This is a genomic window from Pseudomonas sp. TH34 (genome assembly GCF_016650865.1).
Classification (GTDB): Bacteria; Pseudomonadota; Gammaproteobacteria; order Pseudomonadales; family Pseudomonadaceae; genus Aquipseudomonas; species Aquipseudomonas yamanorum.
Genome location: NZ_JAEKFB010000020.1, coordinates 575,152 through 600,932 on the forward strand (window position 1 = coordinate 575,152; position 25,781 = coordinate 600,932).

Genomic DNA, 25,781 nt, shown 5'->3' on the forward strand with positions numbered 1-25,781 from the left:
AGTTGCCGATTACCAAGCAGTCTTTGCTGGGCGATTCCAAAAAATGTGTAGCGATCAACGTACCGGTGTTTCATTGCTGGTCTGTCACAACGCGGCGGTTTTTTTGAAAGGTGCACTGTGATTAATGCAGGTGATCGGGGGCTTCGGCCTTCCTTCGCTTTCCCCGGCGGCTCGGACCGCTTTAACGCAGACTTCTAGGGTTTTTCATGACGCGCTACATATTCGTCACGGGCGGTGTTGTTTCTTCATTGGGGAAAGGCATTGCCTCCGCTTCATTGGCGGCCATCCTGGAGGCGCGGGGACTTAAGGTCACCATGCTCAAGCTGGACCCGTACATCAACGTTGACCCGGGCACCATGAGCCCGTTCCAGCACGGTGAAGTGTTCGTCACTCACGACGGCGCCGAGACCGACCTGGACCTGGGCCACTACGAGCGGTTCATCCGCACGACCATGACCCAGAACAACAACTTCACCACCGGCCGTGTCTACGAGCACGTGCTGCGCAAGGAGCGCCGTGGTGACTACCTGGGTGCAACCATCCAGGTGATCCCGCACATCACCGACGAAATTAAGCGCCGCATCATCAAGGGTGCAGGCGATGCCGACGTGGCGATGGTCGAGATCGGTGGCACCGTAGGTGACATCGAGTCCCAACCGTTCCTCGAAGCCATCCGCCAGTTGCGTTTCGAAGTCGGCGCCAAGCGCGCGATGCTGATGCACCTGACACTGGTGCCGTACATCGCCACCGCCGGCGAAACCAAAACCAAGCCTACCCAGCACTCGGTCAAGGAACTGCGTTCCATCGGCCTACAGCCGGACGTGCTGGTGTGCCGCTCCGACCACGCGATCGACATCGCGTCCCGTCGCAAGATCGCCCAGTTCACCAACGTTGAAGAACGTGCGGTGATCGCCCTGGAAGACGCCGACACCATCTACAAGATCCCGGGCATCCTGCATTCCCAGGGCCTGGATGATTTTGTCGTCGAGCGTTTCGGCCTGCAATGTGGCGGCGCCGATCTGTCCGAGTGGGAAGCCGTGGTCGACGCCAAGCTCAACCCAGAGCATGAAGTCACCATCGCCATGGTCGGCAAGTACATGGAACTGCTGGACGCCTACAAGTCGCTGATCGAAGCGATGAGCCACGCGGGCATCAGCAACCGTACCAAGGTCAACCTGCGCTACATCGACTCCGAAGACATCGAGAACCAAGGTACTGCGTTGCTGGAAGGCGTTGACGCCATCCTGGTTCCGGGCGGCTTCGGTCTGCGTGGCGTGGAAGGCAAGATCACTGCCGTCCAGTACGCTCGTGAGAACAAGGTGCCGTACCTGGGTATCTGCCTGGGCATGCAAGTGGCGGTCATCGAGTTCGCCCGTAACGTCATGGGCTGGAAAGACGCCAACTCCACCGAGTTCGATCGCACCAGCGGCCACCCGGTCGTGGGCCTGATCACCGAGTGGGAAGATTCCACCGGCGCTGTCGAAACCCGTACCGAAGCTTCCGACCTGGGCGGCACCATGCGCCTTGGCGCGCAGGATTGCCTGCTGGAGCCGGGTTCGCTGGTTCACGATTGCTACGGTAAGGACGTGATCGTCGAGCGTCACCGTCACCGCTACGAAGTGAACAACAACCTGCTGCCGAAAATCATGGAAGCCGGCCTGAAAATCTCCGGTCGTTCCGGTGATGGCGCACTGGTTGAAGTGGTTGAAGCACCGGATCATCCATGGTTCGTGGCTTGCCAGTTCCACCCGGAGTTCACATCGACCCCGCGCGACGGTCACCCGTTGTTCAGCGGCTTCGTTAAAGCAGCACTGACGCAACATCAGAAGAAGGCGTAAACCTGATGGCCCAGAAGATCATTCGCGTAGGCGACATCGAGATTGCCAACGACAAGCCCATGGTGCTGTTCGGCGGCATGAACGTGCTGGAAAGCCGCGACATGGCGATGCAGGTCTGTGAAGAGTACGTGAAGGTGACCGAGAAACTCGGTATCCCTTACGTGTTCAAGGCCAGCTTCGACAAGGCCAACCGTTCGTCCGTGACCTCCTACCGCGGCCCGGGCCTTGAAGAAGGCATGCGGATCTTCCAGGACATCAAGCAAGCCTTCGGCGTGCCGATCATCACCGACGTCCACGAGCCTGAGCAGGCTGCCGTGGTCGCCGAGGTGTGCGACATCATCCAGTTGCCGGCCTTCCTGTCGCGCCAGACCGACCTCGTGGTCGCGATGGCCAAGACCGGCGCTGTGATCAATATCAAGAAAGCCCAGTTCCTCGCGCCCCAGGAAATGAAACACATCCTGAACAAGTGCGTGGAAGCGGGTAACGACCAGTTGATCCTCTGCGAGCGTGGTTCGAGCTTCGGCTACAACAACCTCGTGGTGGACATGCTCGGTTTCGGCATCATGAAACAGTTCGAATACCCGGTGTTCTTCGACGTGACCCACGCGCTGCAAATGCCCGGTGGTCGTGCCGATTCCGCTGGCGGGCGCCGTGCCCAGGTACTGGACCTGGCCAAGGCCGGTATCAGCCAGTCCCTGGCAGGTTTGTTCCTGGAAGCCCACCCGGACCCGGACAACGCCAAGTGCGACGGCCCATGCGCCCTGCGCCTGGACAAGCTGGAGCCATTCCTGGCCCAGTTGAAGCAGTTGGACGACCTGGTCAAGAGTTTTCCGACGGTAGAGACCGCGTAACTGCCATTTCTCCGGTAAAGTATCCCACGCTAAACGCTCAGGCCCCCGGGCCTGAGCCTTGTCGCCTGCAAGCCTGCCCCGTTGTTCCACCCTTGCGGTCGGTCAAAAGATTTCCTTCAGCTGCGTCGTTTTCGTCAACTTTGGAGTGTTTACAACAATGGCAAAAATCGTCGACATCAAAGGTCGTGAAGTTCTCGACTCCCGTGGCAACCCTACCGTCGAAGCCGACGTGCTTCTCGATAACGGCATCATCGGCAGCGCCTGCGCGCCGTCCGGTGCTTCCACAGGTTCCCGCGAAGCACTGGAACTGCGTGATGGCGACAAGAGCCGTTACCTGGGCAAGGGCGTACTCAAGGCAGTCGCCAACATCAATGGCCCGATCCGCGACCTGCTGCTGGGCAAGGATCCGTTGGACCAGAAAGCCCTCGATCACGCGATGATCAAGCTCGACGGTACCGAAAACAAAGGCAGCCTCGGCGCTAACGCCATCCTCGCCGTGTCCCTGGCTGCCGCCAAGGCTGCTGCGCAGGACCAGGACTTGCCGCTGTACGCCCACATTGCCAACCTGAACGGTACCCCGGGTGTTTACTCGATGCCGGTTCCGATGATGAACATCATCAACGGTGGCGAGCACGCGGATAACAACGTCGACATCCAGGAGTTCATGGTGCAGCCGGTTGGCGCCAAGACCTTCTCCGAAGGCCTGCGCATGGGCACCGAGATTTTCCACCACCTCAAGGCTGTATTGAAGGCCCGTGGCCTGAGCACTGCCGTGGGTGACGAAGGCGGCTTCGCACCGAACCTGGCGTCCAACGAAGATGCACTGAAAGTGATCTCCGAAGCTGTGGCCAACGCTGGCTACAAGCTGGGCACTGACGTGACCCTGGCCCTGGACTGCGCGGCCAGCGAATTCTACGAAGACGGCAAGTACAACCTGTCCGGTGAAGGCCACGTATTCACCTCGGAAGGTTTTGCTGATTACCTCAAGGGCCTGACCGAGCGCTACCCGATCATCTCGATCGAAGACGGCCTGGACGAGTCCGACTGGGCTGGCTGGAAAGTGCTGACCGACAAGATCGGCGAGAAGATCCAACTGGTTGGCGACGACCTGTTCGTGACCAACACCAAGATCCTGAAAGAAGGCATCGACAAGAAGATCGCCAACTCGATCCTGATCAAGTTCAACCAGATCGGCACCCTGACCGAAACCCTGGAAGCCATCCAGATGGCCAAGGCTGCGGGCTACACCGCCGTGATCTCCCACCGCTCCGGCGAAACCGAAGATTCGACCATTGCCGACCTGGCCGTGGGTACTTCGGCTGGGCAGATCAAGACTGGTTCCCTGTGCCGTTCCGACCGCGTTTCCAAGTACAACCAATTGCTGCGTATCGAAGAGCAACTGGGCGGTAAAGCCAAGTACAACGGTCGCAGCGAGTTTCGCGGCTGATTGTTAAATGGTAAAAGGTCAGCGAATTACGTCGGAAAAATCACGACAGCGTGAATTTCGGCGCTAATCTCTTGGCTATCAAGCACAAGCCTGGTTATTCCAGGCTTCGTGCTATCAGTTGCTTCAAAAGTTTTGCATGGCTGTCTTTTTTCACTGGATACCCGATATTCGATGCGCAGTCCCAATTGGTTGTTCCTCGTCTTGCTCTTGCTGCTGGCTGGCCTGCAGTACCGCCTATGGGTGGGGAATGGCAGCTTGGCGCAGGTCACCGAACTGACCCAGCAAATTGCCGCACAGCACGCCGAAAACGAGGTGTTGCTGGAGCGCAATCGCGTGCTCGATGCCGAAGTGCTTGAACTGAAAAAAGGCATGGAGACCGTTGAAGAACGGGCTCGCCATGAGTTGGGCATGGTCAAGGAGGGCGAGACCCTCTACCAGTTGGCCCAATGAGCCTTTCGTCACCGGCCTTCTGGGCCGTGATTCCTGCCGCGGGCGTGGGTGCCCGTATGGCCGCGGACCGTCCCAAGCAATACTTGCAACTGGGCGGGCGCACTATTCTCGAACACAGCCTTGGCTGTTTCCTCGATCATCCGGGTCTCAAGGGGCTGGTGGTCAGTCTTGCTGTCGACGACCCTTATTGGCCGAACCTGGCTTGCGCCACCGATCCCCGCATTACGCGGGTGGACGGCGGCGAAGAGCGCTCGGGCTCGGTGCTCAATGCGTTGCTTTACCTGCACAGCCAGGGCGCCAGCGATGACGATTGGGTGCTGGTGCATGACGCCGCCCGGCCGAACCTCAGCCGCGATGACCTGGACAAGTTGCTCTTCGAACTGGCCGACGACAGCGTGGGGGGGCTGCTGGCCGTGCCGGCGCGGGACACCCTCAAGCGCGCCGACAAGCACGGGCGCGTGTTGGAAACAGTCGATCGCACGCCGATCTGGCAGGCTTACACCCCGCAGATGTTCCGCCTTGGCGCGCTGCACCGGGCCTTGGCCGACAGCCTGGTCTCGGACGTGGTCATCACCGACGAAGCCTCGGCCATGGAATGGGCCGGGCATGCCCCCCGCCTGATCGAAGGCCGGTCCGACAACCTCAAGGTCACCCGCCCGGAAGACCTTGAATGGTTGCGTCAGCGTCGGACTTTCCAGTCTTCCTGACGGTCATCCCATCATCTGTTCAACCCCGGCTGGGGTCTTGAACTCATCCACCAGCGCCTGAATGCTGTCGAACGGTTTACCGTCCACGGCCCAACCGGGTGCGCTGATGGCATACCGGCCGCCCTGCTGATCGATCCTGAAATGGCGTACGTCGCCTCGGCGTGAACGGTAGTGAAGGTGTGCCGGTGTCGTAACGGTGGCCGGGATCAGCATGAACTGGCCGGGTTTGGTCAGCAGCGTCTGTGGCGTTTTGGCCTGGGGCTGGGAGGGGCCAGGTGTCGGTTGCGCCGGACGTTGCAAGCTGGCGCGGTCCACCCGCAGGACCAGGTTGGCCTTGACCGTTCCCTCGCCCTTGCCGATGCCCAGGCTGGCGGTGCGTCCCGTGTCCACTTCGACGCCGAGGTGCCCGCCAGCCTCTGCATCCTCGATCCGCAGGCCGATGCTGCCGGTGAGTTCGGCGATTCCAGGAATGCCTTTGTAGGTATTTGTATGGCTGTCACCCACCAGTGCAATCCATTTGCCAGGGCGCGGCTTGGTGGTCTGTATCCATTGAATTACCTCGGTGGCGTAGTAGTTCAGCATGCGCTGGCGCAAGTTGTCGGCGGTGTCCGGCAGGTCGCGGAGCATATAGCTGACGGTGCAGTCGATCGGCTGGATTTTGATCCCGGCGTCACGGGCTTGGGTGACGATGTTGACGAACGAGTAGTGCCGGTCGCGCAAAGGCGGGTAGATGTTGTTGAGGAAGCCCTTGAGTTCCTCGGGCATCACCGCGCTTCGGGTACGGTAGAACGCCTTGAGCAAGGGCATGTGTACATCCGTCAGCAGATGCTCGAAATAGATGCGTTTGACACCCTGGCTGGCCAACAGCGGCATGTTGTTGATCAGGAACGCCTTGCTCGACAGCGCGCCGTGGCTTTCGCCGATCACCAGGCCGTCGCTGGCGTGCAGCAGTTTTTGAATGATGTTCGGCTGCGACTCATTAAGGCTGAGCCTTGGAAGCAAGGGCCGCATCGGTGAAAACGGCAGGTTGGCAAAGAACACCGTGGCATCTTCAGACAGCTTGGTTCGTTTCTCGAAAAACAACTTGCGAGTGTCTTTCATTGGCTGGGCGCCGCTACCCACGGGTTCAAGGTTTTCCGAAAACGAACTGGTATCGGTGAGCATCTCCGAAACGGTCTCACGCGCAACGGGGGGCATCTCGTAGGCACTGTAGAACGTCGCGTGTTCCGGGCCGCCGAACAGCGTGTAGACCCTTTGCCAGGCATTGCGAAATGCGCCTCCGCCGGCCAGCCCGGTCGTGCGCCATTTCAGGTCCGCGCTCTGGATGGCATACAGGCCGGTGGATTGCAGGGTGTTTGGCGCGTTGGGGGCCATTACGAACAGTTCGAAGAAGCCTGATTCATTGGGTGTCTTGTAGGTCAGGTACAGGTCGCCGTGAATCCGGATGGTCTGCAGGCCGCCGGGAGTTATCCGTGGGCTCAGGGTGCGGGTCTCGGTGCTGGCCGCAACGGAAGTTTCGTTGATGGCGGTGACGCTGATCCGGCCCTCATCCTGGCGTACTGCCGGGCCCAGTGTGGGGCGCAGGCGTTCGAGGCCCTTGAGCCCCTTGGCCACGCCATGGGCGACTACCGGCAGCGCGTTAAGGGCGCCAAATACAATGCGCTCCTTCGCGTGAGGTTTGCCGCGCAGCAGGTCGTCGGCACCCACCACCATTTCAGTCGCGCCGGAGGTCAGGAAGCAAAATTCCGCCAGTAGCGCGTTGCCCATGGCCAGTGCCACGGGAATCGCCAGGATGCAGGCTTTATCCAGGGCGTCCAGGGTGTCGATCTTGAGCGTATCCAAGGGCGAAATAAAGCTTCGCGCCGCTATTTTTGCGAGGCGTAACCTGATCTGCCGGGCGATGAACTCAAACGGGTTACTGCCCAGTGCCGGATACGTCGGGTTATTGATGTACTGCTCGGGATCCCAGTAGTTATCGGCCCGCAGGCTGTTGAACAAACCCGGGGAGGTTGCCGGCTTCGGAAACACCGCCATCCCCACCAGTGCCTCCTCCACGCCGCTGTAGATCAGGCCGGAGTCGATGGCGTCCTCATCGAAGTGTTGGGTCAGCGTCTTGCGTTGAGTGGCGTCCCTTGCCGTTTCCACCAGCCACTTGCGCATGTCTGCCGGGTTGTTGAACCCATGGAAAGGCGAGGAGTTGCCCGGGATGTAGAGCAGGGTCACCTGGCTTTGGTTGTCGGTGATGGTCAGGATGTCGGTGGATTCGCTGTTGTGGATGCGCAATAGCCGTAGGGACAGGTTTGGATCAAGACGATAGGGCGCCTGGAAGTCCTCCAGGGTGAGGTTGTCGTGGTTCTTGTCGATGCCGATTGCCGCGGCCCGTGCCGCCAGGTGCCTCTCTGCCACGGTCAGGGTGAACTCATGGAACTGTTCCAGATAGGCTTTGGTGAACGCGATGCGCATCAGGGTGTTGTAGTTTTTCCGGTGGTTGTTCCAGAACTTGCCGATCGCCTCGTCGTAGGCTTGTTCGAAATGGCTTGAGTTAACGATGTGCCTGAAGGTTTTTGGTGAAATCTCCAGCTGCGTGCTCGGGTCGTAAACCTGGGGCTGGCTTTGCAGATACAGCGCCTCATAACGCCTTGGCGGGATCCAGCCCGAGACGATGAACTCTTCGTTGAACATTGCCGGAATCCGGTTATCCATCAAGCGCGGCAGCTCGCTGACAATATTGAAATAAGGCGCAGTGGTGGAAAACCCGGTGGTATTGAGCATGCCGCCCGGGGGCTGGGGCGCATTGCAGACCATGGCCTCGGTCAGCGACATCGACTGGATCACCACGGCGGTGAAGGCCGCGTTGGGGTTGTCGGTGTTGTATTCGAGGGTGGTGAGGAGGGTGGTGTCCGGGTCGAACTCGACCTGGCTGAGGGGCTGTACGCGCTCACGGATCAACTGGGCGGCGATTTGCGAAGGTACGGGGAAATCCGCCAGGACCTTGCGAACGAAATGACTGATGCGCTGGAGTTGCGGGCCGTTGGTTATCATGGGGTGCCTGGTTACGCAGTAAAAAAAGGCTATTAACCGGCACTCAGGCGCTGCATGGGCGGTAGTTGTCTATCGCAGGTAGACGGAGTGGTTGCCCAGGCCCTCCTTGAGAAAGTCCACCAGTTTTCGCACCTTGGGCGAAAGGTGGCGTTGTTGCGGGTACAGCGCCCAAACCGCGGTGTTGGGCGGTTGATGGGCTTCGAGTAACGACACCAGTGCGCCGCTGTGCAAATGCTCCAGCACGTAATAGTCCGGCAGCTGGCAAAGGCCGACACCTTGCAGGGCCGCATCCAGCACCGCTTGCCCGCTGTTGCAGCGCCAGTTTCCTTGTACCCGCTGGGAAAATTCGCGCCCGTCCTGGGCCAGTTGCCAAATATCCGAGCTGCCGATCAGGCAGTTATGCCGACTTAATTCCGACAGGCTATGTGGCCGGCCGTACCTGGCCAGGTAGGACGGTGATGCGCACAGGTACATACGCCGCGGCGCGAGGCGGCTGGCAACCATGCGCGAATCCGCCAGGCGCCCGAGGCGAATCGCAAGGTCCAGGCCTTCGTGCACCAGGTCCAGCTGGCGGTTGGTCAATTCCACGTCCACGCGCAATTGCGGATAAAGCGCCATGAACCGCGTCACCAGCGGCACGATAAAACGCTCGCCGTAAGCCACTGCGCACGTCATGCGCAACATTCCCTTGGGCTCGCTGGCCAAGTCGCCCACGGCGCGCAAGGCTTCTTCGCGACCGTCCTGCAATCGCTGGCAATGTTGCAGGAAGGTCTGGCCGGCTTCGGTCAGCGTCACCTTGCGCGTGCTGCGATACAGCAAGCGTGTTTGCAGGCGCTCCTCCAGTCGCGCCACCTGGCGGCTGATATGGGACGACGACACGCCCAGGCGCTCGGCGGCCGCAGTGAATTGGCTGCATTCGGCCACGGCGACGAACTCGTCAATGCCTTCCCAGCGGTTTTCCAACATGCTGATTATCCCTGTGCGGCAATAATGTTTTGCTTTTGTCTGGATTATTAATCAGATGAGCATGTTTTACACTGCTGGCCTTACGTTTTTAACCCGATGGAGAAACCGGATGATCAAGTCCCGCGCGGCCGTAGCCTTCGAAGCCAAGAAACCCCTCGAGATCGTTGAAGTGGATGTGGCCATGCCCAAGGCGGGCGAGGTGCTGCTGCGAGTGGTTGCTTCCGGCGTGTGCCATACCGACGCCTACACCCTGTCGGGCGCGGACCCGGAAGGTATCTTCCCATCGATCCTTGGCCACGAAGGCGGCGCTGTGGTGGAAGCCATCGGCGAAGGCGTGACCTCGGTGGCGGTAGGCGATCACGTGATCCCGCTGTACACCCCGGAATGCGGCAAGTGCAAATTCTGCCTGTCGGGCAAGACCAACCTCTGCCAGGCGATTCGCGCCACCCAGGGCAAGGGCCTGATGCCAGATGGCACCTCGCGCTTTTCCTACAAGGGCCAGCCGATTTTCCACTACATGGGGACTTCGACCTTCTCCGAATACACCGTGCTGCCGGAAATCTCCGTAGCCAAGATTCCCAAAGAAGCGCCGCTGGAAAAAGTCTGCCTGCTGGGCTGTGGCGTCACCACCGGTATCGGTGCGGTGATCAACACCGCCAAGGTCAAACCGGGCGACACCGTGGCCATCTTCGGCTTGGGCGGCATCGGCCTGTCTGCAGTGATCGGTGCAGTGAAAGCCAAGGCCGGTCGCATCATTGCCATCGACATCAACCCGGCCAAGTTTGAAATCGCCAAGCAACTGGGCGCTACCGACTGCATCAATCCGAAAGACTACGATCGCCCAATCCAGGACGTGATTGTCGATTTGACCGATGGCGGCGTCGACTTTTCCTTCGAGTGCATCGGCAATGTCCAACTGATGCGTGCGGCCCTTGAGTGCTGCCACAAAGGCTGGGGCGAGTCGGTGATCATCGGCGTGGCCGGTGCGGGTCAGGAAATTGCTACCCGTCCGTTCCAACTGGTGACCGGTCGCGTCTGGCGCGGTTCGGCGTTTGGTGGCGTGCGGGGTCGCAGCGAATTGCCAAGCTACGTGGAGATGGCCCAGACCGGCGAAATCCCGCTGGATACCTTCATCACCCACACCATGGGCCTGGAAGATATCAACAAGGCGTTTGACCTGATGCATGAAGGCAAGAGCATCCGCACCGTCATTCACTTCTGAGGTCGGCCATGAGTCTGGAAAACCTGTCGTGCCAGAAAAGCTTCGGTGGCTGGCATAAACGCTACAAGCACCATTCCGACGTGCTGGGTTGCGACATGACCTTCGCCGTGTACCTGCCGCCGCAAGCGGAGCAGGGCGGAAAATTGCCGGTGCTGTACTGGCTGTCGGGGCTGACCTGCACCGATGAGAACTTCATGCAGAAGGCCGGCGCCCAGCGCATGGCGGCCGAGCTGGGGTTGATCATTGTTGCGCCGGACACCAGCCCCCGCGGCCCCGGTGTGCCGGGTGATCCGGACAATGCCTGGGACTTTGGCCTCGGCGCCGGCTTCTACCTGAACGCCACCCAGGAACCCTGGGCCCAGCACTATCGGATGCATGATTACGTGGTGCAGGAATTGCCGGCATTGATCGAGGCGCATTTCCCGGCGTCGGCCAAACGCGGGATCAGCGGCCACTCCATGGGCGGCCACGGCGCACTGGTGTGTGCCTTGCGCAACCCGGGGCGTTATCAGTCGGTGTCGGCGTTCTCGCCGATCAACAATCCGATGGATTGCCCGTGGGGCCAGAAGGCGTTCTCCCGCTATCTCGGGGAAGAGCGATCGAAGTGGCGCGAATGGGACGCCTGCGTGTTGATCAGCGAAGCCTCGGAAAAGCTGCCGCTGCTGGTGGACCAGGGCGATCGTGACGATTTCCTGGCCGTTCAGCTCAAGCCTGAAGCCTTGCAACAAGCGGCCAGGGCGGCGAACCATCCATTGGAGCTGCGCCTGCAACCGGGCTATGACCACAGCTACTTCTTTATCGCCAGCTTCATCGAAGACCATTTACGCCATCACGCGCGCGCTTTGCTCGGTTAATGTGAGGCAAAAGTAGGTAGAATCACGCCCTGAATTAAATCGGGGCGTTTTTTTATGCGTATTGGCCACGGCTATGATGTGCACCGTTTCGCCGAAGGCGATTTCATCACCCTGGGCGGCGTGCGGATCGCGCACCACCACGGGTTGCTGGCTCATTCCGACGGCGACGTGGTGCTGCATGCCTTGAGCGATGCCTTGCTCGGCGCCGCCGCGTTGGGTGACATCGGCAAGCACTTTCCGGACACCGACCCGACCTTCAAGGGCGCGGACAGCCGTGTGCTGTTGCGTCACGTGGTCGGCTTGATCCATGCCAAGGGCTGGAAGGTCGGCAACGTCGACAACACCATCGTCGCCCAGGCGCCCAAGATGGCCCCGCATATCGAATCGATGCGCGCGCTGATTGCCGCGGATCTTCAAGTTGAGTTGGATCAAGTGAACGTAAAAGCCACCACCACCGAAAAGCTCGGGTTTACCGGTCGCGAAGAGGGCATTGCCGTGCACTCCGTTGCCTTGTTGCTGCGCGCATGAATGATCTGCAACTGCTGGGCCCGCGTGCCTATGGCGAGGCCCTGGGCAGCGCTGTTCTGAAGGCCATCGCTGAAGATTTCCAAGTGGATGAAGTGCTGGATATCCCGCTGACCGGCGAGGGTGAACACCTGTGGTTATGGGTGGAAAAGCGCGGCCTGAATACCGAAGAAGCGGCACGGCGGATTGCCAAGGCGGCGGGCGTGCCGTTGCGCACCGTCAGCTACGCCGGGCTCAAGGATCGCCAGGCGCTGACCCGACAGTGGTTCAGTGTGCAATTGCCGGGCAAGGCGGACCCGGACCTGAGCGCTGCTGAAAACGAGACCTTGAAGATCCTCAAGACCGGCCGTCACAAGCGCAAGCTGCAGCGCGGCGCACATTCGGCCAACGGCTTTACCTTGCGCCTGACCCAGTTTGCCGGTGATGCCGCGGCTATCGACGCGCGCCTGCAACTGATCGCCAAGCAAGGCATTCCCAACTATTTCGGCGCCCAGCGGTTCGGTCATAACGGCGGCAACGTCGTCGATGCCCGCGACTGGGCCGCGCGCAAGGCCTTGCCGGAGCAGCGCAATGTGCGTTCGCGCTTGCTCTCGACGGCCCGCAGCTTCCTGTTCAATAAAGTGCTGGCGGCGCGGGTAGCCGACGGTTCCTGGCAGCGCGCCCAGGTCGGTGACTTGCTGGCGTTTACCGACAGCCGCAGCTTTTTCCCGGCGGGGGAGGCTGAATGCAGCGACCCGCGCCTGGCGATTCTCGACTTGCATCCCACAGGTCCACAGTGGGGCGAAGGTGATTCGCCGGCGTCGGGGGCAACCTTCGCTCTGGAACAGGCGATCGCCGACGGTGAAGCTGACCTGCGGGATTGGCTGGTGAATGCCGGCATGAGCCAGGAACGTCGCATTCTTCGACTGCCCATTGGCGGGTTGACGTGGCATTATCCCGAACCTGACATTCTGCAATTGGAATTCGTCCTGCCGGCCGGATGCTTCGCCACTGTCTTGGTGCGCGAGCTTGTAGATCTGGTGCCGGTGGGGCAGACGGACAGCCCATGCGTATTCTGATATCTAACGACGACGGGGTCACCGCACCCGGCCTTGCCGCGCTTCATGCTGCGCTGGCGGATTACGCCGAGTGCGTGGTGGTAGCCCCGGACCAGGACAAAAGCGGCGCCAGCAGCTCGCTGACGCTCGACCGTCCGTTGCACATACAGACGTTGCCCAACGGCTTTATCAGCGTGAATGGCACGCCGACCGATTGCGTGCACCTGGCAATCAACAGCCTGCTGGACCGCGAGCCGGACTTGGTGGTTTCCGGGATTAACCTGGGCGCCAACCTCGGTGACGACGTGCTGTATTCCGGCACGGTGGCGGCGGCCCTTGAGGGGCGTTTCCTGGGCCGGACCTCGTTCGCGTTTTCGCTGGCGTCGCGTCAGTTGGACAACCTGGAGACGGCGGCCTACTTCGCCCGCAAGCTGGTGGAGGCCCATCACACTCTGGATTTGCCGCCGCGTACGGTGCTGAACGTCAATTTTCCGAACCTGCCTCTTGAGCATATTCGCGGCTTCAAGCTGACCCGCCTGGGCCATCGCTCCCGCGCCGCGGCACCGCTGAAGGTGGTAGACCCGCGCGGCAAGGAAGGTTACTGGATCGCCGCTGCCGGCGATGCCGAAGACGGCGGTGAAGGCACGGACTTTCATGCGGTGATGCAAGGTTATATTTCGATTACTCCGTTGCAACTTGATCGCACCTTCAGTGATGCCTTCAGTAGCCTCGATGGCTGGCTGGAGGGAGTGCTCTGATGGCGCGCGAACAAGACGACCTGCTGCGACGGGGCATTGGGATGACTTCCCAGCGCACCCGCGAGCGATTGATCCAGCGCCTGTATGAAGAAGGGCTGTCCAACGCCCAGGTGCTGGAAGTCATCCGGCGTACCCCGCGGCATTTGTTTGTCGATGAAGCCCTGGCGCATCGTGCCTATGAAGACACCGCGCTGCCCATCGGCCACAACCAGACCATCTCCCAGCCTTATATGGTGGCGCGGATGAGTGAGCTGTTGCTGGCGGCGGGCCCGCTGGACAAGGTGCTGGAAATCGGCACCGGCTCCGGCTACCAGACGGCCGTGTTGTCGCAGCTGGTTGAGCGGGTGTTTTCGGTCGAGCGCATCAAGGTGCTGCAAGACCGGGCCAAGGAACGCCTGGTGGAGCTGAACCTGCGCAATGTGGTGTTTCGTTGGGGGGATGGTTGGGAAGGCTGGCCGGCGCTGGCGCCATATAACGGCATTATCGTCACCGCCGTGGCCACCGACGTGCCCCAGGCCTTGCTCGATCAACTGGCTCCCGGCGGGCGCCTGGTGATCCCGGTGGGCTCCGGCGAAGTGCAACAATTAATGTTGATCATTCGCGAGGAAGAAGGCTTTTCCCGGCATGTGCTCGGGGCGGTGCGTTTTGTCCCGTTGCTTAACGGTCCGCTGGCCTGATCAATTATTCCTGCGTACTGAATTCTATTGCCGGGTATGTGTCTTACAGCGGGGTCTATTGAGTCAACGTGATCCGCCGTGGGAATTAAACATGATGAAAATTTCTTTAGAATCGTGTTTCCAGTAAAAACCCAATGGCCAGTTATACTTGCGTCATATTTCAAGCCTGATACAGGCGTTCATAGTCAGCCACCACAAAGGGAGCGGCGGGTGAGTCTCACGGTCATTGCACAGCGTATGAGTCAAACAAGCTTTCAGCGACTGGTGATTGGCCTTGTCTTGAGTTCCTTGCTGGCGGCTTGCTCAAGCACGCCATCCGGTGGTGCCCGGGTGGTCGACCGCAATAATGCGGTGCCGCAAAAGCCTACGGTTACCACCGGGCAATATGTCGTGCGCAAGGGCGATACGATGTTCTCGATTGCCTTCCGTTATGGTTGGGATTACAAAGCGCTGGCCGCCCGTAACAACATTCCTGTGCCATATACGATACATCCAGGTCAGACCATTCGTTTCGATGGCCGTACCGGTTCAACACCGACCGCCGTCGTCACAAACACAGCTTCTTCGCCGTCGTCTTCGAGCAAAACCACCATCATCACCCGGCCTGCAGGCACCGCCGCGCCTAGCGTTGCGAGCAAGCCGGCACCTGCGCCGCTGCCGCCAGCAGGGCCTGCTCCTACGGGTTGGGGATGGCCCTCAAATGGCATTCTTATTGGAAAATTCTCTTCAAACGGTAGTTTGAATAAAGGCATTGATATCGCCGGAGATTTGGGACAGCCTGTTTTAGCTGCGTCTGATGGGACAGTGGTGTACGCCGGGAGTGGTTTACGGGGCTACGGCGAGCTGGTCATCATCAAACACAGCGATACCTACGTCAGTGCCTACGGTCATAACCGCAGGCTGTTGGTTCGGGAGGGGCAGCAGGTCAAAGTCGGACAGACAATTGCCGAAATGGGGTCAACTGGTACAGACCGGGTGAAACTGCACTTTGAGATTCGCCGCCAAGGGAAACCTGTTGATCCGCTGCAATTCCTTCCCCGTCGTTGATATGTTGCACAGCCTGTTCCCTCACGTAGAAGGAACAGGCTCCAGCGTTGCCAAGGATAAAGGCGTCGCTTGAGCTTGAGGTCGAACTCACCAAAGGACTATAACAATGGCTCTCAGTAAAGAAGCGCCGGAGTTTGACATCGACGATGAGGTTCTCCTTATGGAGACCGGCATTGCTACGGAATCGATGTCGAATGAGGGACCTGCTGTACCTTCAGTTCGCACCAAATCCAAGAACTCCACCGCGTTAAAGCAACACAAGTACATTGATTACACCCGGGCGCTCGACGCGACTCAGTTGTACCTCAATGAAATCGGCTTTTCCCCTCTGCTCACTCCCGAAGAAGAAGTCTTTTTTGCGCGCTTGTCGCAAAAGGGCGATCCGGCTGGGCGCAAGCGCATGATTGAAAGCAACCTGCGGCTGGTGGTGAAAATCGCCCGACGCTACGTCAATCGTGGGCTGTCCCTGTTGGACTTGATCGAGGAAGGCAATCTCGGCTTGATCCGGGCGGTGGAGAAGTTTGACCCTGAGCGGGGTTTTCGCTTTTCAACCTACGCCACCTGGTGGATTCGTCAGACCATCGAACGGGCGATCATGAATCAAACCCGTACGATCCGGTTGCCGATCCATGTGGTCAAAGAGCTCAACGTCTACCTTCGGGCGGCGCGCGAGCTGACACAAAAACTCGATCATGAACCTTCGCCTGAAGAAATCGCCAACCTGCTGGAAAAACCGGTGGGAGAGGTCAAGCGCATGCTCGGTCTCAATGAGCGGGTGTCTTCAGTCGATGTCTCGCTGGGTCCGGATTCGGATAAAACCCTGCTGGACACCCTGACCGATGATCGTCCTACGGACCCTTGTGAGTTGCTGCAGGACGACGATCTGTCGCAAAGCATCGACCAGTGGCTTTCGGAGCTGACGGACAAACAGCGTGAGGTGGTGATTCGCCGCTTCGGGCTGCGCGGCCACGAAAGCAGCACGCTGGAAGATGTTGGCCTGGAGATTGGCTTGACCCGTGAGCGGGTGCGGCAGATCCAGGTCGAGGGTCTCAAGCGCTTGCGCGAGATCCTGGAGAAGAATGGCTTGTCGAGTGAGTCGTTGTTCCAGTAAACGACGCAGGACGAAATGTGGGAGCGGGCTTGTGTGGGAGCTGGCTTGCCTGCGATAGCATCACCTCGGTGCAACTGATAGATCGAGGTGATGCTATCGCGGGCAAGCCCGGCTCCCACATAGGTGGGCTCCCACATTTTTTTGTGCATGGAATTACATCGTGTGATTGCTCGTTCCCACGCTCTGCGTGGGAATGCAGCCCAGGACGCTCCGCGTCCCAAGGCGTGACGCAGAGCGTCACAAGAGGCATTCCCACGCAGAGCGTGGGAACGAGCGGGCACAAAAAAGCCCCGCTTTTAAGGGCGGGGCTTTTCGACTAAATCAGTACAAGTTAGATAACTTGAACTTCTTCAGCTTGCATGCCTTTCTGACCGCGGGTAGCGATGAAAGAAACCTGTTGGCCTTCTTTCAGGCTTTTGAAGCCGTCGGATTGGATAGCTTTGAAGTGAACGAACAGGTCGTCACCGGATTGTGGAGTGATGAAGCCGAAGCCTTTTTCATCGTTGAACCACTTAACGGTACCAGTTTGGCGATTAGACATGGTGTATCTCCTTGGACAAAGTTAACTGCGACTCAGGAAAAGCCCTGGCCGAGACTGAGTGCAAAGAGCAGGAAAAATTCTTGGAGATGGTTGGATCGAAATTCAACATATCGTGTAGAGATTCTCAGTGACACAAGCAGCACAGTGGCGCCACCTTAACCCTTTTTCAGGAACGTGCCAATGGTATTTCCGAAGGTTTCTCTATTTTCGTGACTGGCGGCAGCCTGATACCGCACCAATACCCCGCAATTGAAGGTGCGTCCCGCCCAGCAGGGGCTGCGCGGCGCCAAGAAAAACAGCCGCCCCTTTGAACCACGGGGCCAGCCCCGGTAAGATGCCCAACAGAATTTTTTCACCTCGCTATTCAGGACACCCGCCATGAGCATCAAATCGGACAAGTGGATTCGCCGCATGGCGCAAGAGCACGGCATGATCGAGCCCTTCGTGGAGCGCCAGATGCGCGGCGAAGGCGCTGAGCGGCTGATTTCGTTCGGGGTTTCCAGCTACGGCTACGATGTACGCTGCGCCGATGAGTTCAAGGTGTTCACCAACATCAACTCGGCAACCGTCGATCCGAAAAACTTCGACGAAAAAAGCTTCGTCGACGTCAAGAGCGACGTCTGCATCATCCCGCCTAACTCCTTCGCCCTGGCGCGCACCGTCGAATTCTTCCGTATCCCGCGCAACGTCCTGACCATCTGCCTGGGCAAGAGCACCTACGCGCGCTGCGGCATCATCGTCAACGTGACGCCGCTGGAGCCGGAATGGGAAGGGCACGTCACCCTGGAGTTCTCCAACACCACCACGTTGCCGGCAAAAATCTACGCTAACGAAGGTGTCGCACAGATGTTGTTCTTCGAATCCGACGAAGAGTGCGAAGTGTCCTATAAGGACCGTGGCGGCAAGTATCAGGGCCAGCGCGGCGTTACTCTCCCACGCACCTGATCGAATCGTCTTACAGGCTAAGGGAATTTGTCAGCGGGCATGCACTCTATTGAGTGTACTGCCCCGACGCGTGCACAACGCGCCGGGCCACGCTTGAGGAGTCCCCTATGAAGCTCGATCCGCGAATCAGCGCCGAACTCGCCCGGCTTGAACCCAATCAGATTGGTGTGATGGCCTGGTCCTTGATGGCCGATCCCGCCGCAGGCGGCATTCCCGGCCAGCCCGGCCCGGATGATCCCTGGCCCAACCAGCCTGAAGAGCCTGGCGAACCTACGCTCCCCGACGAACCGCCTCCCGCCCCTGTGGCTTGATTTCCTGCACGTGTCGCCAATGGTCAGATGCTCAACGCACTGGCCATACTTCATGGTCTCCGATCACGAAGATCCGGCTGCCTTCTTCCTGCGTCACTGAATAACCCCCGGTAAATGCGCCAAACGCCGGCAACAGGCTGACCTGGTTGCCGAGCAGGAAGCACGGCAGGCGCAAGCTTTGCCGGCCCTTGCCCCGCAGGCGATACACCGGATGCACGTGCCCAGCCAGCACATGGTGGCTGGCGTGGGCGTCGGGCTCGTGCTGCAACGCAAACGGGCCCATCAGCAGGGGTTCGGTCACCACCTCAATGTTCAGATCTACCGGTGGGTCGCCAGCGCGCTTGTCATGGTTGCCGCGAATCAGTGTGAGTCCCACGTCTGCATGACGCTCACGCCAGGCTCTCAGCGCATTCAGGGTGCCGCTGGCGTGAGAGCCGGGCCCGTGGAGAAAGTCGCCGAGAAAGACTACCTGCGCACCGGGGAAAGCCGCCAACAGCCGGTCCAGGCGCTGCAGGTTGTCCGTCGTCGTGCCCTGCGGCACTGGCTGGCCCAGGCTGCGATAGGCTGACGCCTTGCCAAAATGCGCGTCGGCGATCAGCAGGCACTTTCTCGCGGGCCAATACACAGCCTTGTCCGCCAGCAACCACAGCGCTTCTCCCGCCAAGTGTATCGGGTAATGAGCGGGCATCAGGGCTTCCCGTTATCGGCGACTTTTTCCAGATCCTTGACCATCCGCGCAATCCGCTCCGAGAGTTTTTCCGAACTCAGGCTTTCCCGAAAACGTTCCACCAGTAAAGGGAACGCCAGCGGCGTAGGCCGTTTTATCCGATGCAAATCCAATTTCAACCCAGACAAGTGGCGCAACGTCTCTTCCAGCCGACGAATATCCAGCTCTTCCCGCAGGACTTCTTCTCCGGCTTGGGTCAGCAACAGATTCTGCGGGTCATATTGCTTGAACACTTCAAAGAACAAGCCGCTGGATGCCTGAACCTGACGCGTACTTTTCGGCGCACCGGGATAGCCGGCAAACACCAGCCCGGCGATCCGCGCAATCTCGCGAAAGCGCCGCAGGGCCAGCTCACCGGCATTCAGGCTCGCTACCACGTCATCCAGCAGATCATCCGCACTCAGCAACTCCCCGCTCAGTAACTCAGGCCAGTCCACCTCGGTCGCGCTCAGCAGTTCCAGCCCGTAGTCATTGACCGCAATCGAGAACGTCACCGCCTGCTGCCGACTGACCCGCCAGGCCAGCAGGCTCGCCAGCCCCAGGTGCACCTGGCGCCCGGCGAACGGATACAGGAACAGATGCCAGCCTTCCCGGGACTTGAGGGCCTCGGCCAGCAAATGCTCGCGGGTGGGCAGCCCGGACCAGCGCAACTGGGTGTCCAGCAACGGTTGCACCGCCTGCATCTCCGGGCCGAGGAATTGCCCATGGGCAGCCGCATCAAAGCGCTCGACCACCGCCTGGGCCAGCTCGTTGGAAAGCGGCATTCGCCCGCCGTTCCAGCGCGGCACGGCAGCCTTTTTCGCGGTACTGCGTCGCACATAGGCGGTCATGTTTTCTACTCGCACCAACTCCAGCAAGCGCCCGGCGAACAGGAAACCATCTCCCGGCTTCAGCCGTGCAATAAAGCCTTCCTCGACACTGCCCAGGGTCTTGCCACCGCCGCCTTTGCTCCAGAATTTCAGCTGGATGCTGGCGTCGCTGACGATGGTGCCCACGCTCATGCGATGGCGTCGCGCCAGTCGTGCGTCGGGAACGCGCCAGATGCCGTGTTCGTCCGGCTCGACCCGCCGGTAATCCGGGTAGGCCGTCAGCGACAGCCCACCATGACGCACGAAGCCCAGGGCCCAGGCCCAATCTGCTTCGCTCAAGTCACGATAGGCCCATGCGGTACGCACCTCCGCCAGCAGCTCATCCGGCACAAAACCGCCGCCCAGCGCCATGCTCACCAGATGTTGCACCAGCACATCCAAAGGCTTGTGGGGCGACTGCCGGGCTTCGATACGCCGTTCAGCGATAGCATCCTGCGCGGCGGCGGCTTCCACCAGCTCCAGGCTGTGGGTCGGCACCAGCGTCACCCGCGACGGCCTGCCCGGCGCATGGCCGGAACGCCCGGCGCGCTGCATCAGGCGCGCCACGCCCTTGGCCGAGCCAATCTGCAGTACCCGTTCCACCGGCAGGAAATCCACCCCCAGGTCCAGGCTCGACGTACACACCACGGCCTTCAGTTGCCCCTCCTTCAGGGCTCGCTCCACCCAGTCCCGGGTTTCCCTGGACAGCGAACCGTGGTGCAGGGCAATCACTCCGGCCCAGTCGGGGCGAGCGTCGAGCAAGGCCTGGTACCAGATTTCCGATTGCGCTCGCGTGTTGGTAAACACCAGGCAACTGCTGCTGGCATCGACCTCGGCCACCACCTGCGGGAGCATTTTCAGGCCGATATGGCCGGCCCATGGAAAGCGCTCGATAACCGGTGGCAACAGGGTGTCCACTTGCAACTGTTTGGTGGTTTGGCCTTGGACGTTGATCCCGCCGCCTTGTGGGATCAACACCTCCAGTGCGTGGGCCTGATTACCCAGGGTCGCGGAAATGCCCCACACAATCAGCTCTGGACGCCATTGTCGCAGGCGGGCGAGGGCCAGTTGCAGTTGCACGCCGCGTTTGTTGCCGATCAGTTCGTGCCATTCGTCCACTACCACCATGCGCAGGTGTGACAGGCTGGTCTGGCTGTCGGCGCGAGCCAGCATCAGCGTGAGACTTTCCGGGGTGGTGATCAGGGTGGTGGGCAGGCGGCGGCTCTGGCGGGCGCGTTCGCTGCTGCTGGTGTCGCCGGTGCGCAGGCCGACGGTCCAGGGGATGTTCAGGGATTCCAATGGTGCTTCAAGGGCGCGGGCGGTGTCTGCGGCGAGGGCGCGCATTGGGGTGATCCACAGGACTGTCAGCGGTTCGGCGGGGGCTTTGCGTTTGCGGGGGGTGGTTTCGGTGATGGCGAAGCGGTTGAGGGCGGCGAACCACAGGGCGTAGGTTTTGCCGGCGCCGGTGCTGGCGTGGAGCAGTCCTGATTGGCCTTCCTTCACGGCCTTCCATACCTGTTTCTGGAAGGCGAATGGGTTCCAGTTTTTGGCGGTGAACCAATCTTTGGCGAAATTGCGGGATTTGGCCATGCTTGGGGCTCTGGGGGTGTAATTCAGAGACCTGTGGGGTGGGGGAAAGGTTTAACTGCGATTGCTGGGTTTTCGGGTGTATATCCGTTATTTAGGTAACGGCCACTTATGGTTCCGCTCTTACAGCGGGTCACTTTTGGCAAACGCCCCAAAAGTAACCAAAAGGTCTTTGCCCCACCACTCGGTGCCTCGCTTAGGCTCGGCATGCCCGCACTCCGGCCCGATTCCGCGGGCGGCCGCGACGGGCCATCCATGGCCCGGCGCGGCTAAATCGGCATCCCTGCCGATTTACCCGCTCCACCGTGCCTGCTTGCGGCCATCGTGGTTGACGGGGCTTGCAGATCAAAATCAAAAGCAGATCAAAAGCAGAGCACAGCGGCCTACAGGCCGGCTTGAGTGTTAAAAGCGAAGGCAAAGACCAGAGCGAAAGCAAAGCTGCTTTTCTGTGGGAGCTGGCTTGCCTGCGATGCAGACAACTCGGTACATCAGGTACACCCAGTTGATGCCATCGCAGGCAAGCCAGCTCCCACATTTGACCGTGCCCGCTTTAGCTTTTGATTTGGCTTTTGCTCTTCGACACTCAAGCCGGCCGGTAGGCCGCTGTGCTCTTGATCTGCTTTTGATCTTGATCTTAGGCGCCCCGTTAAACCACGCTGGCCGAACGCAGGCTTTGGAGCGTGGGTAACCTGGCAGGACGCCAGGTTAGCCGTCCTGGGCCAGGGATGGCCCATGACGGCGGCCCACGGTCCAAAGCCGGAGTGAGGGCACACCGAGCCTAGGCGAGGTGCCGAGTGGTGGGGCAAGAGCGTTTTGGTTACTTTTGCGCTCTTCAAAAGTGAGCCGCTGTAAGAGCCATCCCTTTCAAGGTCTTGGTTTAAAATCCCCTAACCAATCCAGTCAGGACGACGAAACTATGTGGGAAAAGGTTTTAGAACGGTTTGAAAAACAGGCTCCGGCCAGCGTCATGACCAAGTTGATATTAGAGCAGGCAGTAGATGCCGCTTGGGTTGACAAGGTGTTCGATGATCACCGCCAACGGCAGTACTCACGTGAGCTTTTGTTTTCAACCGTTGTTGAGCTGATGTCCCTTGTTTCATTGGGCTTGAGGCCGTCGTTGCACGCGGCGGCGCGCAAGATGGAGGGCCTTTCGGTCAGTGTTTCGGCACTCTATGACAAGATCAAGCGAACCGAACCCGAGCTGCTTCGCGCCCTCATTTCGGGCAGTGCCGAGCGTTTGATACCAACCGTCGAAACGCTCGGCCATTCATCGATCCTGCCCGGCTGGCAGTTGCGTATTGTGGATGGCAACCACTTGCCGGCCACTGAAAAACGTCTAGGCGCTCTGCGCAATGAGCGCGGCGCAGCGCGCCCAGGATTTTCAGTAGTTGCCTACGATCCGGATCTGGATTTAGTCGTTGATCTTCAGCCGTGGGAAGATGCCTACGCCAGTGAGCGAGTCAGTGTTTTACCGCTGCTGGCCCGCGCATGCGCGGGCCAGTTGTGGATGGCTGACCGGCTCTATTGCACGCTGCCCATCCTGCAAGCCTGCGAGGACACGGGGGCTTCGTTCATCGTTCGCCAACCCAGCAAGCATCCACGCCTGGTCCAGGAAAGTGAGTGGCAAGACTCAGGGACGGTCGATAGCGGAACCGTTCGCGAACAAATCATCGAAGTGAAGGGTGGCCGCCGCTGGCGACGTGTTGAGTTGAGCCTGCAAACGGCGAATGACTCAGGTGATTTGGTGATGTGGTTCTGGAGCAATTTGCCCGACACCATCGGTGCCCGGCAGATAGCCGATTTATACCGTCATCGCTGGAGTATCGAAGGAATGTTTCAGCGCCTTGAGTCGGTACTGGACAGTGAAATTACAGGCCTTGGCAGCCCGAAAGCCGCGCTATTGGGCTTTGCCTCGGCGGTCCTGGCTTACAACGTTTTGTCGGTTCTCAAGCGTAGCGTTGAGCAGGCGCACCGCGAAACGCAGCCAGAGGGTTGGCAGGTTTCGATTTTCCATTTGGAGGTGCATGTTCGCAGTGATTATCAAGGCTTGCAGATCGCATTGCCTGCGGAAAATTTCCCTCTTGAAAAGACTCCGCAAGGGCTGGCAGAGCGATTGCTGGCCCTGGCAAGGATGATCAAACCTAAGTCCGTAGCAAAAAGCCCTCGTGGCCCCAAAGTAGCCAAGCCCAAGGAGTGGCTGGAAGGTAAGGCAGCACGGGCGCATGTCTCAACAGCTAGGGTGCTTAAGGCGGCCAAGTCGGATAAACGTACTTAAACATGGCCTTAAACGGACTTTTAAACGCAGACCTTGAAAGGGATGGCTGTAAGAGCGGAACCATAAGTGGCCGTTACCTAAATAACGGATATACACCCCACCCCACCCCGACCGGCTACTTCAAATTCCCACTCAAAAACTGCTGCAACCGTTCGCTCTTCGGATTACCCAGCACATCCTCCGGCGCACCCTGTTCCTCCACCAATCCCTTGTGCAAAAACAGCACCTGGCTCGACACCTTGCGGGCAAAGCTCATCTCATGGGTCACCATGATCATCGTCCGGCCTTCCTCAGCCAACCCCTGGATCACCTTCAACACCTCACCCACCAACTCCGGATCCAGCGCCGAAGTCGGCTCGTCAAACAGCATCACCTCCGGCTCCATCGCCAACGCCCGGGCAATCGCCACCCGCTGTTGCTGGCCCCCCGACAAAAACGCCGGATACTGATCCGCCACCCGCGCCGGCAACCCAACCTTGTCCAGATACCGGCGAGCCCGGTCCTCGGCGTCTTTCTTGCTGCAACCCAGCACCCGGCGCGGCGCCATGGTGATGTTCTCCAGCACACTCATATGGCTCCACAGGTTGAAATGCTGAAACACCATCGCCAACCGCGTACGCAGGCGCTGCAACTCCGCATCATCCGCCACGCGCATCCCATGGCGGTCGCTGACCATCCGAATCTGCTGCCCATCCAGGGTCATGGCGCCGTCATTCGGCTGTTCAAGAAAGTTGATGCAGCGCAAAAAGGTGCTTTTTCCCGAGCCACTGGCGCCGATCAAACTGATCACATCACCGGTCTTGGCCTTGAGCGAAACACCTTTGAGCACCTCATTGTCGCCATAGCTTTTATGCAGGCCTTCAACGGTCAATTTGTACATGGGGCGTGCATCCTCAAGGCGAAAGTAGATAGCCGCTGCGATAGGCTTCAGTGCCGGCGACATGGGCAAGGACCATCCCGGCAGTGGCCATGCGTCGCAGCGAACGGGCGTAAAGCAGGCCGGCATTGCGGCAATGCACCGGCGTTACGCGGTCAGAAATGGGGTCGATGATTTCGGCGATCAGTTGCCCTGCTTCCAGGTATTCGCCGGGCAGCACACTGAATACCAGCAAGCCACCCACCGGTGTGGCCACCGGTTCGACGCCCGCCAGCGGTGTGGCGGGGTAGGGCAAGTCCGGCAACGGTGCAGGGTCGCCGCTGATCGCGCCGAAGTGAATCAGGTAATCGATGATCGCCTGGCAGTCGAGGCTGGCCAGGCCGTGGTTGACGTCGCCCTGGCCGCGCAGTTCGACGGTCACGGAAAAGCTGCCCATCGGGATCGGGAAGCGCTCGCCAAACCGTTGCTGCAATTGCCACCAGACCAGGGTGAAGCATTCATCGAACGACTGCCCACCGGAATCGGTAGCCAACAGGCTGGCCTCCGAACCGATATAGCGCGCCAACGGCTCTACCCGGGGCCACGCTTCGGGGGTGGTGTACAGGTGCGCCACGGCTTCGAAGTCGCAGTGCAGGTCCAGCACCATGTCGGCATCGCACGCCAGGCGTTGCAGCACCAAGCGCTGGGATTCCAGCTGCGTGGCGGGTGTCTGCGCCGCAAGCGCCATGGTGAGTGCGTCGCGAATCAGTTCGACGTTGTGCTGTGGATCATCCCCCAGCAGCTCTTCGACTTGATTGCCGACGTCGTCACTCAGGTCGACAAACAGACGGTTGAAGTTCTGCCCGCTTTCCAGCTCGTAGCGGCCCAGGGGGATGTCCATCAACACCTGTTCCAGGCCGGTGGGGTTGGCGATGGGCACCAGTACGATCTCGCTGCGCAGGCGGCCGGCGGCGGCCAGCTCCGCCAGGCGCGCCTTCAAGTGCCAGGCCACCAGCATGCCCGGCAATTCGTCGGCGTGCAGCGACGACTGGATGTAGACCTTGCCTTCGGCCTGTTCCGGCCCGAAGTGGAAACTGTGGATCTGCCGCGCCGTGCCCGGCACCGGCGCCAATAGTGGATGAATCTGATGACGCATGAA

General features: G+C 59.9%; 23 protein-coding genes. 16 read left to right on the forward strand and 7 right to left on the reverse strand.

Annotated elements, in window-relative coordinates; translation table 11 throughout:
- Positions 1-206: 206 nt before the first annotated feature.
- From JFU58_RS16055 to ispD, 5 genes are all read left to right on the forward strand, one after another.
- Positions 207-1,838 carry a CTP synthase gene (locus JFU58_RS16055; protein WP_201141125.1) on the forward strand — a complete coding sequence of 544 codons (1,632 nt, stop codon included), beginning with the start codon at positions 207-209 and terminating at the stop codon, positions 1,836-1,838.
- A 5-nt stretch (positions 1,839-1,843) separates the two neighbouring features.
- Complete coding sequence (gene kdsA / locus JFU58_RS16060) at positions 1,844-2,689, forward strand: 3-deoxy-8-phosphooctulonate synthase (protein ID WP_003219295.1); 846 nt, start codon at positions 1,844-1,846, stop codon at positions 2,687-2,689.
- A 157-nt stretch (positions 2,690-2,846) separates the two neighbouring features.
- On the forward strand, positions 2,847-4,136 hold the full coding sequence (gene eno / locus JFU58_RS16065) for a phosphopyruvate hydratase (protein ID WP_003219294.1): 1,290 nt from the start codon (positions 2,847-2,849) through the stop codon (positions 4,134-4,136).
- 171 nt (positions 4,137-4,307) lie between these two features.
- A complete protein-coding gene (gene ftsB, locus JFU58_RS16070) occupies positions 4,308-4,586 on the forward strand; it encodes a cell division protein FtsB (RefSeq protein WP_003219292.1) in 279 nt (92 codons plus the stop codon).
- Positions 4,583-5,293, forward strand: a complete 711-nt coding sequence (gene ispD / locus JFU58_RS16075; RefSeq protein ID WP_177069710.1) for a 2-C-methyl-D-erythritol 4-phosphate cytidylyltransferase — start codon at positions 4,583-4,585, stop codon at positions 5,291-5,293. The genes ftsB and ispD overlap by 4 nt, the downstream gene beginning before the upstream one ends.
- 3 nt (positions 5,294-5,296) lie before the next feature.
- Here the strand turns inward: ispD and JFU58_RS16080 are convergent, their stop codons facing one another.
- Both JFU58_RS16080 and JFU58_RS16085 read right to left on the reverse strand, forming a co-directional pair.
- Positions 5,297-8,335 carry a dermonecrotic toxin domain-containing protein gene (locus tag JFU58_RS16080; protein WP_201141127.1) on the reverse strand — a complete coding sequence of 1,013 codons (3,039 nt, stop codon included), beginning with the start codon at positions 8,333-8,335 and terminating at the stop codon, positions 5,297-5,299.
- Between the two features lie 69 nt (positions 8,336-8,404).
- Complete coding sequence (locus tag JFU58_RS16085) at positions 8,405-9,301, reverse strand: LysR substrate-binding domain-containing protein (RefSeq protein ID WP_063032886.1); 897 nt, start codon at positions 9,299-9,301, stop codon at positions 8,405-8,407.
- 109 nt (positions 9,302-9,410) lie between these two features.
- On the opposite strand from JFU58_RS16085, the gene JFU58_RS16090 reads away from it, so the two are divergent.
- The 8 genes from JFU58_RS16090 (at position 9,411) to rpoS (ending at position 16,532) form a co-directional block, all read left to right on the forward strand.
- The gene (locus JFU58_RS16090; RefSeq protein WP_010176741.1) at positions 9,411-10,523 is read left to right on the forward strand and encodes an S-(hydroxymethyl)glutathione dehydrogenase/class III alcohol dehydrogenase; all 1,113 of its coding nucleotides are present in this window, start codon (positions 9,411-9,413) and stop codon (positions 10,521-10,523) included.
- A gap of 8 nt (positions 10,524-10,531) precedes the next feature.
- A complete protein-coding gene (fghA, locus tag JFU58_RS16095) occupies positions 10,532-11,377 on the forward strand; it encodes an S-formylglutathione hydrolase (protein WP_201141129.1) in 846 nt (281 codons plus the stop codon).
- 54 nt (positions 11,378-11,431) lie between these two features.
- Positions 11,432-11,905, forward strand: a complete 474-nt coding sequence (ispF, locus tag JFU58_RS16100; RefSeq protein WP_010176739.1) for a 2-C-methyl-D-erythritol 2,4-cyclodiphosphate synthase — start codon at positions 11,432-11,434, stop codon at positions 11,903-11,905.
- On the forward strand, positions 11,902-12,960 hold the full coding sequence (gene truD, locus JFU58_RS16105) for a tRNA pseudouridine(13) synthase TruD (RefSeq protein ID WP_201141130.1): 1,059 nt from the start codon (positions 11,902-11,904) through the stop codon (positions 12,958-12,960). Before ispF ends, truD begins: the two co-directional genes overlap by 4 nt.
- On the forward strand, positions 12,948-13,697 hold the full coding sequence (gene surE / locus JFU58_RS16110) for a 5'/3'-nucleotidase SurE (protein WP_017479399.1): 750 nt from the start codon (positions 12,948-12,950) through the stop codon (positions 13,695-13,697). Before truD ends, surE begins: the two co-directional genes overlap by 13 nt.
- Positions 13,698-13,738: 41 nt before the next feature.
- Positions 13,739-14,374, forward strand: coding sequence for a protein-L-isoaspartate(D-aspartate) O-methyltransferase (locus JFU58_RS16115; protein WP_010176736.1), 636 nt, complete (start codon positions 13,739-13,741; stop codon positions 14,372-14,374).
- Positions 14,375-14,584: 210 nt separating this feature from the next.
- The gene (locus JFU58_RS16120; RefSeq protein WP_063032882.1) at positions 14,585-15,421 is read left to right on the forward strand and encodes a peptidoglycan DD-metalloendopeptidase family protein; all 837 of its coding nucleotides are present in this window, start codon (positions 14,585-14,587) and stop codon (positions 15,419-15,421) included.
- Between the two features lie 106 nt (positions 15,422-15,527).
- Complete coding sequence (rpoS, locus tag JFU58_RS16125) at positions 15,528-16,532, forward strand: RNA polymerase sigma factor RpoS (protein ID WP_063032880.1); 1,005 nt, start codon at positions 15,528-15,530, stop codon at positions 16,530-16,532.
- 331 nt (positions 16,533-16,863) lie between these two features.
- Here rpoS and JFU58_RS16130 read toward each other — a convergent pair whose 3' ends face one another.
- The gene (locus JFU58_RS16130; protein ID WP_002554837.1) at positions 16,864-17,073 is read right to left on the reverse strand and encodes a cold-shock protein; all 210 of its coding nucleotides are present in this window, start codon (positions 17,071-17,073) and stop codon (positions 16,864-16,866) included.
- A gap of 378 nt (positions 17,074-17,451) precedes the next feature.
- On the opposite strand from JFU58_RS16130, the gene dcd reads away from it, so the two are divergent.
- The gene (gene dcd, locus JFU58_RS16135) at positions 17,452-18,018 is read left to right on the forward strand and encodes a dCTP deaminase (protein WP_003219273.1); all 567 of its coding nucleotides are present in this window, start codon (positions 17,452-17,454) and stop codon (positions 18,016-18,018) included.
- Positions 18,019-18,125: 107 nt separating this feature from the next.
- Positions 18,126-18,329, forward strand: coding sequence for a hypothetical protein (locus JFU58_RS16140; protein WP_003219272.1), 204 nt, complete (start codon positions 18,126-18,128; stop codon positions 18,327-18,329).
- A 31-nt stretch (positions 18,330-18,360) separates the two neighbouring features.
- On the opposite strand, the gene pdeM is transcribed toward JFU58_RS16140, so the two are convergent.
- A complete protein-coding gene (gene pdeM, locus JFU58_RS16145) occupies positions 18,361-19,017 on the reverse strand; it encodes a ligase-associated DNA damage response endonuclease PdeM (protein WP_201141132.1) in 657 nt (218 codons plus the stop codon).
- Positions 19,017-21,494: a ligase-associated DNA damage response DEXH box helicase gene (locus tag JFU58_RS16150; protein ID WP_201141134.1), complete on the reverse strand. Its 2,478-nt coding sequence runs from the start codon at positions 21,492-21,494 to the stop codon at positions 19,017-19,019. The genes pdeM and JFU58_RS16150 overlap by 1 nt, the downstream gene beginning before the upstream one ends.
- A 964-nt stretch (positions 21,495-22,458) precedes the next feature.
- Between JFU58_RS16150 and JFU58_RS16155 the strand changes: the two genes are divergently transcribed.
- A complete protein-coding gene (locus JFU58_RS16155; protein ID WP_201141244.1) occupies positions 22,459-23,766 on the forward strand; it encodes an IS4 family transposase in 1,308 nt (435 codons plus the stop codon).
- A gap of 115 nt (positions 23,767-23,881) precedes the next feature.
- On the opposite strand, the gene JFU58_RS16160 is transcribed toward JFU58_RS16155, so the two are convergent.
- Both JFU58_RS16160 and JFU58_RS16165 read right to left on the reverse strand, forming a co-directional pair.
- Entirely contained in the window at positions 23,882-24,646 is a 765-nt protein-coding gene (locus tag JFU58_RS16160; protein ID WP_063032874.1) for an ABC transporter ATP-binding protein, read from the reverse strand.
- 13 nt (positions 24,647-24,659) lie between these two features.
- A complete protein-coding gene (locus JFU58_RS16165) occupies positions 24,660-25,778 on the reverse strand; it encodes a succinylglutamate desuccinylase/aspartoacylase family protein (RefSeq protein WP_201141136.1) in 1,119 nt (372 codons plus the stop codon).
- Positions 25,779-25,781 lie beyond the last annotated feature (3 nt).